Genomic DNA, 13303 nt, shown 5'->3' with positions numbered 1-13303 from the left:
ATTCTCCTTCTCCTGTGCATCCTATAGCATTTTCACCATAGTAAACTCATCGCGATATCTACCATCATCATACTTCAGTGCCTTTAGCGTCTTGCCGATTTCAACAAATCCCATCTTTTCATAAAGATGCTTTGCTCGGTTATTGCCATCAACCACACCTAACTCAACCTGCTCATATCCCATATCTTTAGCCAGAGATAAAGAATACTTCATCATTTCAGTGCCTAGGCCTGCATCACAAAACTCCTGTGCCAATGCTATTGCGAAGCCACAACGATGACGAATTCTGCGAATCTCTCCCTTTGTCATAATGCAACATGTGCCTGCAAGCTTTCCTTCCACTTCTGCTGCCATCATTATTTCCCTAGGAGCATTGCGCTTGCCCTCAAGAAGCTTTGCTTCGTCCTCAATAGTGTATGTCACTTCATCTGCATAACGAAGCAGAAACTCAGTTTCACCAGAGACAATGCGTAAATATTCAATCATATCTGCAGCATCGCTCTTATCAATGGAACGCAACTTACATTTTCTTCCATCTTTTAATATGATTTCTTTTTCTTCAAAAACCACGACTTATTCCCCCTGCTCTCTTAATTATTGTTTCTATTCTATATGTTATGGCTTCATAAATAAAGAAAAATATTCACACTATCTGGAATTTGTTGTCTCCTACTATTATTCTTCAGTTATTTCTTTTGCTAGCTCTATAATTTCATATGCATACATAGACTTTCCCTTTTTTAGTAGTTTTAAATATAGTGGATAGTTAATGATGCAAATTGCAATTCCTATAATTCCAAGAATTATTCCAAATACCATTGCTGCTATGCCAGATCCAAGCACGCCCATAGAAAAGCACATTCCGGTTCCTAAAATCAAAGCACCTACTATACCTACCGATAAAGCTGTAATAAATGCTGGCTTTTTCGCCTTGTCATCAAGCTTCTTCAGCTGGCGCACCTTGCTTGTTTCCTTTGGCATATAGTCCTTTGCAATACTTTCTGCATATACTTTGTCTAAATTGTTCATTTTGTTTTCCTCCATCATAATCAAAATTATTTACGCTATTTTTCCTGTGTCTTTTAACCATCTGATTTCATCACGAATTGTTTCTCTGTATGGTCTGGTTGTATAGCCAAGTTCCTTGGCTGCTTTACTTGAATCAAATCGATTATTTCTTGCCAAATTGTATACAGAGAATGTAGTCATAAGTGGCTTTTCGCCTGTTTTCTTAGCCTTCTTTTCAAGCATCTTTGCAAGTAAATTTGCAGCTGAAATTGGCAAAAAGAATTTCAATGGCTTGCAGCCGCTTTCCTCTGAGACAAGCTTGGTGAAATCTTTAAAGCTGACTGGCTCATTTCCAAGAATGTAACACTCTCCACTCTTTCCCTTGTCTGCTGCGCCAATAACACCGTCTGCCAAATCTCTTACATCACATAAATTGAAGCTGCCATCTATTCCAGCAGGCATTTCACCGTTGATGATATCTACAAGTGTCTTTGTTGTTTCGCCCATTGCAAAATCTTCTGGTCCAAGGATGCCAGAAGGATGAACTACACATGCGTTTAATCCATCAGCTGCTGCCTTCAATACTACATTTGTAGCCATAGCTTTTGACATTGAATAACATCCTTTGATTCGCTCTGGATCAAGTGGAATAGAACCTTCGCATTCTCTGATTGTTCCTTTTTCCTCTTCTGGAATAGCTCCTGTTGATGAGCAATAAACCAGCTTAGATACCTTATGTGACTTGCACATTTCTACTATGTTTTCTGTTCCGCCCACATTTACATCCATAACCTTTTGGCTGTAATCCGGATTTACGGTAACAATACTAGCAATGTGAAGTACCACTACTTCAGCATCATCTTCAATAGTAAAGAATCTTTCCAAGTCATCCTTGTTGCAAAGATCTCCGTATACAATTTCAACTTCCTTTGGAAGAAATTGTGCCGATTTATCTCCAGCCAATACAAACGCTCTTACATTTTCGCCGCGATCAATAAGCTGTCTACATACTGTGCTGCCTAAAAAACCTGCTGCACCTGTTACTAAATAAATCTTCTTGCTCATTTATCTTTACCTCCATCACTTTCATTTTTTAGCTCCTTGCTTTGAGCTTGATGTGATTATAGGAAAAAGATTCTATAAACAGAACAACACTTTCCACGAAAAGTGTTGATTTCAGGGACTAAGGTCCCAACACGATTCATGAAAAGTGTTGTATTTTCATTTATTTAGTTTTAGTTGCTAATGCGCAGGCCTCAAAATACACTTTTGAATTATGCTAATTATTTCCTCTTTTGACTGTGCACAATCCCTAGCCAGCCACTCGTTAATCAAACCTATGATACCATTCAAATAGAATATCATGATGAATGGCTGTTCTTCTTCAGATACTCCAAACCTGCTAAGTATCGGTCCAAAAATATCTGTAAACCATTTCTCGTAGGTTTTCTCAGCCCCCATCATCTCATTCTTTTCATACATAATAAGAAAGAGCTTGCGATTGTCCTCCACAAATTCCAAATATGGCATCAAATATTTAGGTGTAACCAAAAACAGTTCCTCATCGGTCTTATCAGCAATATTAACTTCCTTAGGCCCCTCTACAGAAAACCTGCTGAAGAAATCTTTATAAACTGCCTCAATGGTCTCCTTTAAAAGATCATTCGTATTGTCATAATGCAGATAAAATGTGGATCTGTTAACCCCTGCCACTTCACATATCTCTTTAACAGTAATCAGCTCAAATTCTTTCTTTTCTATTAATGAAATAAGCGCAGTGTGCATCTTTTCTGCCGATTTGAAATACTTGCTTTCGTTTTTGTTCATAGCTCAATTACTCCTCGTTAGTTGTATTGACTAAGTTCCAACAATACCCAATCCTGGGACTCTATATCGTATTCAGTTCCACAGAATGGACAGTTCTTGTTGAGGACTGCATTGAAACTTCCAGAGCATTTTGGGCAAGATATTCGTGTCATTGAAAACTGAAGGTTCAACGGAATATCTACTCTTCTGCGAAATACAGCTCTGTATTTTTCGTGCTTGTATCTAATTTTGTTATCAAAAGCATACAGCGTATCAAAGAACACATCCATGGCAACGGTCACCGAACCATTATTTTCCGTAAAGCTAATAAGCTTCATGGCATTGCCATAGTTCATGTCGATAATATCTTTGAATCTTTTATCGAGAGCTGGTCCCTTGTAAAAAAGCAAATCCTGCTCATCTTTTGAATACACGGCTGTCTTAATAAGGGATAAGGCCTTTCCCGAAAAATAATCGAAGGAAAACTCTGGGCTATAGGCCTTCATCATGTGTTCGAACTTGCCATGTGTGCCTGCCGTGCCCCATTTACCTGCATTATTAACTATACCCCTGCGTATAAGATTTAGAACATCCAGCACGCAAAAGGCTGAGTAAGTAATCAGCATACCAAAAATAGTTACAACAAAATGTTCAAAAAGATTATAGTCCCCATCGTATATGTTTATGGTATACAGATTCAAGATTGCTCCGATAATGAATCCCAAAATTAACCCGCCAAGCAACACCTTTCCGCGAAGCCTGGTGTCTTCTCGCTCCTTTGGAGCAGCGTCCTCGGTAAAATAATATCTGGTGATACGTGGGAACAAATCGTCCATCTTGTACATGGTTTTGCAATATGGACAGCCATCCACCAATCTAGAAATGGTACTTACTGCGCCACAGTTGGGGCAAGTACAAGGTTCCAAATCAGCTCTTATTCCGCTTGTCACATCTGTAATGACAGTATGAAGTGTGTTGTGTCTGCGATCGCTGTATTGCTTTTTGCCATCCTGCTTCACAGTTCGTTTTACATCATATTCCTCAAGACAAACGTAATTCTGATAGTGAGCATCTTTCCAATCGCTAAGAACCATTGGGCCCAAATCTAATTCGTCTGCTTCTTCTTTATCGGTAACCTCATAATCAATCGAAAGGCCCTTATCCATGATGCGCTCATGCTGAAGCTTTAAAAGATTGGTTATGTCATTATCTGCGAAAGAGATTTTCTTACCTTCAGATATAGCTAATCCCAAATTTTCTGTAAAAGCATCATATTTCTTTCGGTATAGTTCTGTCAGTCTTACTGGTCCAATATTAAACCCCATAACAATATTCTGTTAGCCCCCTTTATTTGCATTCTATTGTTATGCTACCAATTTCCCCATTATTTTTCAATTGTCTACATTTCGCAATACTGATCGTAGACAACTATACTAACAACTGGCGAATCCCATGATTCATATTTAAGCGAAGCATTTCCTCTTTCATAAATATCGTTGCGGATTGATGCTTCATCGATAATGAATTCGCTGCAGCAGCTTGATTTATATGTGAATGTGTTTGTTGAATCTGTATCTACATCTGCTTTCGCGTCACCCATTATGCATTCAATAATAACGCCATTTTCAAGAACAAGATCAATGTACTGACCAGCCGCTGTATCAAATCTACTTCCGACTGCAATCAAATATCTATCGTCCAGCTTCATAAAGCCATCGCTATCAGGTTCAGCTAAGTCATTAATATCTCCTAAATCACCATATGTGATTTTGCTTGAACGCTCGATGGTTTTTCCACCCTTGTAGCTAACTGTGTTTCCAGATACAGGATTTACATAGCTACTAGGAATCTCATATACAGTTTTTTCAACTTCCTCAATTTCTTCTTCAACTTCTTCTATAGAGCTTCCAGCATCTTCAATAATTTCTGAGATTATTTCTGTGCTTTTCATTGCTATTTCTTCTTCAACAATTATCGCTTCTTCCTCTACCATTTCCATGGCATAGCTTCTGAGATAGCAATAGCAATGCAATATTAATAATAATGATGTGATTAAAATAATACTACAGGCCTGGTGGCCCGCTCGAGTGTAATTAGAGTTCAATCCTTTCATGTTTTTAATATCCTTTCTCTCATAAAGTGGGTAGTCTAACAAAAAAAATGACATCTAGCAATGGCTAGTTGTCATTTTTGTGGCACTATTCACTCTGAGAGAAAAGCGAGTAACAAGCATAAGCTTTTCCCTATTTTTGAAAGGATTAGTAATAAATATAAATGCTTCTTTTATTCACCTTTGAAAGCAGAAAAAATATCTATGGAAGCAGCCATTTTTTTAAGCTCTGTAAGGTGTTCTTTTAAATATCTTTCCAACTGCTGCACTTCAATCTCTGCAAACCCATCATTTTTTAATATTTTACAGTCAGGAATTTTCCCTTCAGCTGTCCTAACACCATCCTGAAATGTAACAAACGCATACTTATCCCCCTGTTCACTCCTGCAAACAGATGATACTGTCATTTTTAACTCACCGGCTTTCAAATCTTCCATCTCATCCTCCAGTTGTTGTTTAATAAAGTCCTCTTAAATCATATTACTATAACTAGATTAATTCCCCGCTAAAATGCTGGATTTCATGCTGTATAATCTGTGCTGTAAAATCTTTGTACTTGCCATGCTGAGGCTTAAAGTTTTGATCAAGATAGTCCACTTCTATTTCCTTATATCTAACGCATGGTCTTTCACCGTCCAACGACAGGCAGCTTTCCTCTGTCTCATACTTACCGCTCTTGGCAGTAATCACCGGATTGACCATCGGGAAAATGAAAGGCCCTGCAGCCACAACTATGATTTGCTTTTTTACGCCAATCATATTAGCAGCCATGCCCACACATCTATCTAAATTTGCTTTTAATGTATCAATTAAATCCACTATAACCTGCGCGTCAGCCTCTGTGGCAGGCTCAGACTTCTGTTGTAAAAACAGTGGATCTCTAACTATTTTTTTTACCATAAATACTCCTTCACAACTTTTATCGGAAAAACCGACAGAAGTCTCCTCTCATTCGTTAAGCCTTTTTCTACAAACTGCCGATTTACCCGAATTTATCTTTCACAAAACTCAAATACTTTATTGTAAAAATCCTTATCCTCTTCAAACAATCCGTGGCCCAAACCTACAAAGATAAGCATCTCACTGTGCTCAATCCCAGCCTTTAACTCATAAGGAGCATCATTTCCAACTGTATTGTCACTGTCGCCAGACATAATATATGTAGGACATTTTATTTTTGATAAAACCGGTCTTGCGTCGAAGTTTAATATCGCATATGCGTTTTTGCAAAACCTGTCATAATTCTTAGGCTTTGTAAATCTAGCCAGAAATGGTAAATACTTCTTATTCTTCTCGTTGAATTCCTCTGTATAAACTTTCTCCGCTGTATCCAGCATCAGCTCTGTATGAGTAGCATTTCGTGTCATTTCTATCCATTTCGTAACTACGTTTTTAATTGTTTCATTGGCATATGGTGCAGTAACCACGAGAATCAATTTCTCAACTAACTCGGAATGCTTCGCCGCCAGATATTGAGAAATCATCCCTCCCTGGGATACCCCCATAACCATTGCCCTGTCTATCCCAAGATTCCTCATAGCTATTGCCTGATCATCTGCCATTTCTTCTATTGAATACCCCTCTGGAATCTCATTCTTCCTACTAAACATGTAAACAGTATAATCCTTAAAAAACCTTTTGTAGGAACCTGCCAGAAGCATAGCCTTTCCCTTTACCGTCCACAATCCATCTGACAAGCCAGGTAAAACTACAAGATTCTTTTTTCCTTCTCCGAAGGCCACATAATACATGACTGTATTACCAACTTTCACACATCCATTTTTTTGCATTTTTATAGTACCTTCTCCCTAACAAATACTGATGAGTTTGCCTAGTGTATATTGTGCATTATGAAATCCATATTATCGAGACAATGTCAATGTCACATCCCCATTACCTAATAACTCAGTCAGCTCATCTTCAGACAGATTGATTTTACCAAGCTTGGTGTATGCCCATGAATTAGAGCCATAGAATACAACAATCTGATTGCCTGAATAGAGCACGATATCACCGGCACTTGTGGTGGTCTGCTTATCATCTCTGGCAATGCTTGAGCCAATGGAGCCCACCTGCTCAAATCCACCGTACATAGACATCTGGATTTCTAGGCCATTAGCTGCAAGTTCACTCAAGGCATCCACAGATGCATTATCTTCCCAGGTCACTGGTATTTCTTTTCCATCAATTTGTAATATCATCTCTACCTCTTCCTCTGAATCTTCTTCAATAAATTCTACGAGTTTCTCAGCTATTATATCTTGCCTAAAATTATGTACATAATGACCACAATCCAGTTCTATAACTTCTGCATTTGTAAGATCTGAAATATAATCAATTTGAATCTCTATCCAATTTTCAACACCTGTTTCATGTCCATCTGATACAAACATAAGCATTGGTATATCAGGCTTGGGCTTTCTATCAATTTCTGTTACTGCATCCGGAATTGCCAAACCCTCATTTATGATACAAGTATTTACTGCTTTACTTGCAGCAAGCGCCCTATAAATCTTCTTTTCTTTGTCTGTAAGTTTTTCTGGAAGCTGACTATCAGAATAAAAAAACCTAACTATTCCTAGTTCACGAGCAAAAGCTGCAAGCCTTTCCTTTTTAATCGTGCTGTCCCAGTCCCAATTATCGTAGGCTCTCGGAAGTGCCATATCAAGACCAACAATAGCTTCCACTTCATCCGGATAATTTTGAGCCCACATTATTGCCTCAATTCCTGACATAGAATGTGGACAAAGAATATACGGGCCTTCTATTCCTGCCTTGGTGAGTGCTTCCCTATCTTGTCTAAGAATAGTTTCAAAGGATCTCTCACTATCAACTACATCACTAAACCCATACCCAAATTTTTCGATAACAACTATTCTATAATCACTACTCAAAAGAGAATACAAACTTTTAAAATCAAGAACTGGTGCAGCTGTTCCAGAACCTGAAAGGAAAAGAAGTGTATGTTTTCCTTCGCCTTCGGTGTATATATTCATCTTGTGACCATCCACCTCGACATATTGCCCAATAGGTTTCTCTATTAGCGCCTCTTCAGATACAAGCATAATCTTGTTATAGATAAAAATTCCACCAATAAGAAAAACCAACACTATAACTAGTAGTAATAAAATCTTCCCAGTAATTCTAAGTATTTTTTTCATTTTTTCTCTCTTCATATATAATTCATCATCTGAACAACTCAAACTATTTCTTCCTATTGAGCTAATTTCAATGTCACATCAAGCCTTCCAAGGACGATTGCCCTCCGTCCAACCTTTTTGCTTCCAATAATCCATATCCAAAGGGTTATATCCATTCTTTTGTATCATTCGACATATCATAAACCAGCCTTTTAATTTCATTCCCGGCTTCACTTTACCATGATTGTTTTTAATATCTGTCGCAAGTCGATCCATGTCCTTATGGATCTTAGCCAGTTTCTTTTCGGAAACTTCCTCCCAACCGGTAGCAGCAACTGCCATCCCATATTTATATATCTTCGGAATTCCCCAGTTAAAAAGACTGTCTGCCATAGCCTTATTGGTAGACTTCATTCCTGCTCCGGCTGCAGTACTGATACAAACACCCTGCTTTTAAAACATCTTTTCCTCAGGACGATGAACCATCCAGCGATAACCAAGATGATCCAAAAACGCCTTCATAGAGCCGGTTGCGTGCATCACGTATACAGGACTTGTTAGAATTACAACATCCGCCTCATCAAGAGCCTCGACGATTGGCTTTAGTTTTTCATGATGTGGACAGTGCTCTTCACCCTTTACAAAGCAGTTGGTACATCCAATACAGAATTCTCCAAAATCTTTGGGAAGGAAAAACTCCGTTGTCTCGCCGCCGATTTTGTCTGCCAACTCTTTGCCAATATGGTACGTCGACCCATGATGATTCTGACCGTTAATGATTAAAACTTTCATATCACATGCCTCCTACAAACTGGAAGTTTTCGAGCTCTTTCTCTAACATAAGAGCCTTACAAACTGCCGATTTGTATATTTCACTGCCTTTAATTATACAGAATCCTTAGTCGTCACGGAATACCAAATCAATATTCCTGATATATTAGCAACCCTGTTGCAATAGTTCTTTGACAGTTTTAATAGAAACACCGGCGCGCGCTTTCCAGTTTCGGACAACAAAAAAACGCCACACACGACCTTGAGGGTTTGGTCATGTGGACGCTTAAATCTTTAAGAAAAGTGCTAATGTCGGTCGAGACGAGACAAAACGAGTCAAAACGAGACAATGTCGGTCATACCCACATTTTTTAACTATTACATTTATTTTCTCGCCACCAAATGCATTCTAAACTTTTTACATGCCTCCAGATTATCAATCGATAACCCCGCTTTTTCACAAAAAGCCTTTATCTCATTTAATGAATATGCTTTAACATCTCCATGACCGAAAAGATTAGAAATTGGCATTTCTGTATGATTCATAAACCATAGCACAATACTTGGCGCTGTATAATCCTGCAAAATCAATCTTCCATTTGGTCTCAACACACGTTTAACGCTATAGAAAAAATTCTGTGGATTAGGATAATGATGAAAGCTATTGGAACAAATGATTACATCAAAGGAGTTTTCCTCGAATGGTAAATCTTCACAGTCCCCAACTACCCAATCTACACCGCTAAGATTCTTTGCCTTAGCTACCTCTATCATTCTTGGAGTAATATCCAATCCAGTATAATGTTTTTTTGAGTCCATTTTATGTAAAAGAGATATCATTGGACCTGTACCACATCCGCAGTCTAACAAATCGTGATATTCTTCTTTATCTAATTCAGCTGCGATATATGGATAATCATCCTTACATATTTCATATATACCAGCCTGATCAGACTCATATACATCTGCAGCTTTGGTAAATTCTTTAATTGTCATATTTTTGTATTCTTCCGCTGTCCTCATAACAAAGCCTTTCACATATGTATTATTATTTTCTATTTATTCCTTATCCTTTTAACATTATGATTCATTAAATGCCTTCCAATGTGCTTGTACCCAAATGCCTTAAGTGGTGACATCTCCTGATGATGCTCTACAAGCAGATTGTCGGGACAATCATATACGCCAAAATCTTGATTAATTCCTTCACTTTGAATGTAAGTATTATTCTTATTGAAATCTAAAACAGGATTATGAAAATCCTTAACTGCTACACCATATCCGCAGAATGCACCTGTACAATCTGCAAACCTTTTCTGAAGCTTATTTACATAAGACTTATCAAGTATAAATGCTTCCAACTCATACCAATGATCTTCAAAGTACACTTCTACCCAACTATGAAAAACATTTTGTGGCGCATTTTTATAAACAAATCCTGTCATTGCTCCTTTTTGCAATTCTTTATTGATAGTAAATCCATGAACTCGACAAGGAATACCACAGGCGCGAAGCAACGCCATAAACAACGTTCCTTTTGTGTTGCATTGACCATAACCATCGCTAAGAACTTTTGATGCTGGGATATTGTCGTCAACATTGTATCCAAAAAGTATTTCATCCCTTACAAAATCGTAGATAGACTTTAAGCATTCATACGTATCTAATTCTTTCCATCCTCTATTTTGGATCAGATTTTGAATACTCTCATCTGAATAATTTATCATTCGTGTTTCCTTCAAGTATCTTTCCATGATGTCTTCACCCTCTCAAACAAACGGATGCCAATTAATTCGAATATAATTGTCCAACACTAACCTACGCCTCTACATCTTCTAGTATAAAATTCCTCCAGCCCACAATTAGATGTTCCATTGCAGGTTTCATATATTTTAGAGCTTCACTCTCATCTTCGAAATGTGTCAAAGCATGAACAAACGACATTACTGACAAGTGTGATAGCCAATGAACCATATAGTAATTTACACTCTTACCTTGAACTGATTTAGCATATGTTTCCGCCAAATCACCAAGTCGTGATTCTACTTGAGATATTAGATCCTCTACCACATTTTCAAATTTTGATCCGGCAGATTTTGACATCAGAAGTACCACTGCATCATAGTCCTGATATAACGTGTGAACCAACTCTTCAACAAAAGAATCATGGTCTCCAATCTCATGCATATGAGCAGCAAAGCCATCAGATGACATTTCCTTCATATGATTGCTAATCGTATGCATAACGTTTTGATACACATTCTCTACTAAACCGGTAAGCAATCCTTCTTTATCTCCAAAGAAACAATAAACTGCACCAGTTGTTACTCCCGCTTTGCTGCATATTTTTCGAAGCGAAGCATTCTGGAAACCCTTTTCCATGAATTCTTCTTTTGCGCTATTTAAAAGTTTTTCTTTGGTTCCATTATCTGTTTTCATATGTCACACCATCGTTTTTCTTTTTTGATAACACTGTTACGTAACACTGTTATTTTACTCTCAATAAATTATACTGTCAATGCAGGAACGAAAAAAGGAGAGCTTTTACTGCTCTCCTTTTAGTAAATTAATATTAATCTATATTCTTGCCAAAAGATCCTTTAAATTCAATAATCCCGCTTCTCCCCAAATTAGCAAAGCTTGAGGGATAATAACTAGAAGAATGCCGCCTATCAAAAACTGCCATCCAGAGATAGCAGAACCTGTGCTGCTAATAAATTCATACAAGCCACAGATTACGCCTAGCGTTCCAAGGATTTCAAATAAAGTGCATGCAAGGCTACCTATAAATGCCATCGCAAGCATCACAAGTGTAAGTACTGCCTGTACCGGCAATAATACTACTCTAAGAATAAATCTTAAAACTGTTCCAATACCATATAATACTGTCATCATAGGTTCCCCCTTTCCTTCTCCATCTGTACTTTATAAGCAATTAATCGGATCACATATTCCGGAGCCTGGGTATTTCCAAGCTCCCAGTCCTGTAAAGTTCTATAAGGAATTCCAAAGTATTCAGCAAACTCCTTCTTATTCATTCCAGTCTGGCTTCTAATATACGCAAAGGCGCTTGCATACATTCTTTTCTTCTTGTCCGCATCGGCTTTTTTCTTATCAGTTTGTTCAATTAATAATCCATTTGCGATACCATCAAGTTTCAAATCTAAATCTGCCATAATGCACCTCCTATGTACGGCCTCCGTATATCTTTCTACTTTTATTATATATACGGCCTCCGTATATGTCAATATAAAAAAATACCCGCAAAGCAGGTGTAATCTGCAATGCGGGCATTCCGAGCCTTAATCTCTTTTAAAGTAGTCATTCAACAAAAGTAATTCTCTTACATCAACCTGATTGTCTCATACTTCGAGATTTCAAAAGTTCCCCAAAAACAACTGGTCTCGCTTACTGACGTGACTCGGCGATTGCAGCCTGTAGTGGTGTGCTATCCTACGACACTTTTTGCAACGTTCACATTATTGCTCAGAAAGAGCATCATAAACAATTTTATATAAATACTCTTTTTTGCTAAAATCACTTCCATCAGAAAAGAATGCATTGTATGCAACAAGAGCAGTTCTAACATAGCCAGCATTTTCTTCAAAAAGCTTTCGATTAATCATTATTCCTTGTGCTTCAATAAATTGACAGCAAAAAGTTATTGTGGTTCGAGTATTTCCTTCTCTAAATGGATGAATCTTCCACAATGCCGCTAAAGAATCGCAGAATTGATTTGCTAATTCTTCATGATTAAATGCATCCCATTCTTTTTCTCTCATGTCTTTCAATACATGATGAATATCAGAAACAATATCAAACGGATCAGAATACTCTACAGATTGTCCACCTAAAACATCTTCCTCTTTATAAATCGAAATAGTTCGAGGCGAACCCGCCCAATCAAATATATCTTGAAAGATAACCTGATGCATCTTAAGAAAATGTTCCGTATGATAATCTCCCGGCAACGGATTAATTGCTACATCTTTTAATCGATATACAACATAATCAGCCTCAGCTTCATCCAGCAATTCTTGAGATTTTATACCAAGAATATTTTTTAGTACAGGAACGTCCTCATAAAGATAAGGATCACGCATTTGTGGACTCCTTCATCTTATATTTCTTATCTAAAAAACGCTTTGCATCCTCCATTGTTACTTCACCACGTTTTTCTTTTTCTATATATTCTTTAAAATCTTTAGTTGGCTCTAGACCGTCTACTTTAATCATACCTATTGCATAATTCCATGCGTCAGCATTAGTCATAATATCCGCCTCCTTTTCTATTATATTTTAACATATATCGGCATATATTTCGATTTATATCCGCGCAGTCTTTTCAATTAGTGTAGAAATACATTTTTACAGGCGAAAACTATTAAACCCGACGCAAATGCAACGTAAATTTTTACGCCGCATTTTCAAAACTTTAAATATATTTTTTTTGAAAGTAAAAAATGGC

Annotated in this window: 19 protein-coding genes; all 19 read right to left on the bottom strand. The window is 37.5% G+C overall.

Annotated elements, in window-relative coordinates; all coding sequences use genetic code 11:
- Positions 1-21: 21 nt before the first annotated feature.
- On the bottom strand, positions 22-570 hold the full coding sequence (locus tag T375_RS00585) for a GNAT family N-acetyltransferase (RefSeq protein WP_044933778.1): 549 nt from the start codon (positions 568-570) through the stop codon (positions 22-24).
- A gap of 105 nt (positions 571-675) precedes the next feature.
- Positions 676-1029, bottom strand: coding sequence for a hypothetical protein (locus tag T375_RS00580; RefSeq protein ID WP_044933777.1), 354 nt, complete (start codon positions 1027-1029; stop codon positions 676-678).
- 30 nt (positions 1030-1059) lie between these two features.
- The gene (locus tag T375_RS00575) at positions 1060-2073 is read right to left on the bottom strand and encodes an NAD-dependent epimerase/dehydratase family protein (RefSeq protein WP_044933775.1); all 1014 of its coding nucleotides are present in this window, start codon (positions 2071-2073) and stop codon (positions 1060-1062) included.
- 177 nt (positions 2074-2250) lie between these two features.
- Positions 2251-2835, bottom strand: a complete 585-nt coding sequence (locus T375_RS00570) for a TetR/AcrR family transcriptional regulator (protein WP_044933773.1) — start codon at positions 2833-2835, stop codon at positions 2251-2253.
- Between the two features lie 17 nt (positions 2836-2852).
- Entirely contained in the window at positions 2853-4139 is a 1287-nt protein-coding gene (locus T375_RS00565) for a hypothetical protein (protein WP_044933771.1), read from the bottom strand.
- A gap of 74 nt (positions 4140-4213) precedes the next feature.
- Positions 4214-4813 (bottom strand): hypothetical protein, encoded by a 600-nt coding sequence (locus tag T375_RS00560; RefSeq protein ID WP_044933769.1) that lies wholly within the window; start codon positions 4811-4813, stop codon positions 4214-4216.
- A gap of 284 nt (positions 4814-5097) precedes the next feature.
- Complete coding sequence (locus T375_RS00555; protein ID WP_044933767.1) at positions 5098-5361, bottom strand: hypothetical protein; 264 nt, start codon at positions 5359-5361, stop codon at positions 5098-5100.
- Positions 5362-5413: 52 nt separating this feature from the next.
- Entirely contained in the window at positions 5414-5824 is a 411-nt protein-coding gene (locus T375_RS00550; protein ID WP_044933766.1) for a peptide deformylase, read from the bottom strand.
- A 92-nt stretch (positions 5825-5916) separates the two neighbouring features.
- Positions 5917-6714, bottom strand: coding sequence for an alpha/beta fold hydrolase (locus tag T375_RS00545; protein WP_044933764.1), 798 nt, complete (start codon positions 6712-6714; stop codon positions 5917-5919).
- A gap of 72 nt (positions 6715-6786) precedes the next feature.
- Positions 6787-8085, bottom strand: a complete 1299-nt coding sequence (locus tag T375_RS13760; protein WP_242839247.1) for a cyclophilin-like fold protein — start codon at positions 8083-8085, stop codon at positions 6787-6789.
- 78 nt (positions 8086-8163) lie between these two features.
- Positions 8164-8478, bottom strand: coding sequence for a hypothetical protein (locus T375_RS13860; RefSeq protein ID WP_330371720.1), 315 nt, complete (start codon positions 8476-8478; stop codon positions 8164-8166).
- A gap of 39 nt (positions 8479-8517) precedes the next feature.
- Positions 8518-8856, bottom strand: coding sequence for a flavodoxin family protein (locus tag T375_RS13855; protein WP_330371719.1), 339 nt, complete (start codon positions 8854-8856; stop codon positions 8518-8520).
- 363 nt (positions 8857-9219) lie between these two features.
- Positions 9220-9831 carry a class I SAM-dependent methyltransferase gene (locus T375_RS00530; protein ID WP_242839246.1) on the bottom strand — a complete coding sequence of 204 codons (612 nt, stop codon included), beginning with the start codon at positions 9829-9831 and terminating at the stop codon, positions 9220-9222.
- Between the two features lie 59 nt (positions 9832-9890).
- Complete coding sequence (locus tag T375_RS00525) at positions 9891-10589, bottom strand: transglutaminase-like domain-containing protein (RefSeq protein ID WP_044933761.1); 699 nt, start codon at positions 10587-10589, stop codon at positions 9891-9893.
- Positions 10590-10653: 64 nt separating this feature from the next.
- Positions 10654-11274: a TetR/AcrR family transcriptional regulator gene (locus T375_RS00520; protein ID WP_044933759.1), complete on the bottom strand. Its 621-nt coding sequence runs from the start codon at positions 11272-11274 to the stop codon at positions 10654-10656.
- Between the two features lie 138 nt (positions 11275-11412).
- Entirely contained in the window at positions 11413-11730 is a 318-nt protein-coding gene (locus T375_RS00515) for a hypothetical protein (protein ID WP_044933757.1), read from the bottom strand.
- Positions 11727-12011: a helix-turn-helix domain-containing protein gene (locus T375_RS00510; protein WP_330371718.1), complete on the bottom strand. Its 285-nt coding sequence runs from the start codon at positions 12009-12011 to the stop codon at positions 11727-11729. Before T375_RS00510 ends, T375_RS00515 begins: the two co-directional genes overlap by 4 nt.
- Before the next feature lie 303 nt (positions 12012-12314).
- On the bottom strand, positions 12315-12938 hold the full coding sequence (locus T375_RS00505) for a Fic/DOC family protein (RefSeq protein WP_026504805.1): 624 nt from the start codon (positions 12936-12938) through the stop codon (positions 12315-12317).
- Positions 12931-13107 carry a hypothetical protein gene (locus T375_RS00500; protein ID WP_176757607.1) on the bottom strand — a complete coding sequence of 59 codons (177 nt, stop codon included), beginning with the start codon at positions 13105-13107 and terminating at the stop codon, positions 12931-12933. The genes T375_RS00505 and T375_RS00500 overlap by 8 nt, the downstream gene beginning before the upstream one ends.
- Positions 13108-13303 lie beyond the last annotated feature (196 nt).

This window comes from Pseudobutyrivibrio sp. LB2011 (genome assembly GCF_000701765.1).
Classification (GTDB): Bacteria; Bacillota; Clostridia; order Lachnospirales; family Lachnospiraceae; genus Pseudobutyrivibrio; species Pseudobutyrivibrio ruminis.
Note: the sequence above shows the minus strand (reverse complement) of the source record. Positions and strands in the feature narration are given on the sequence as shown.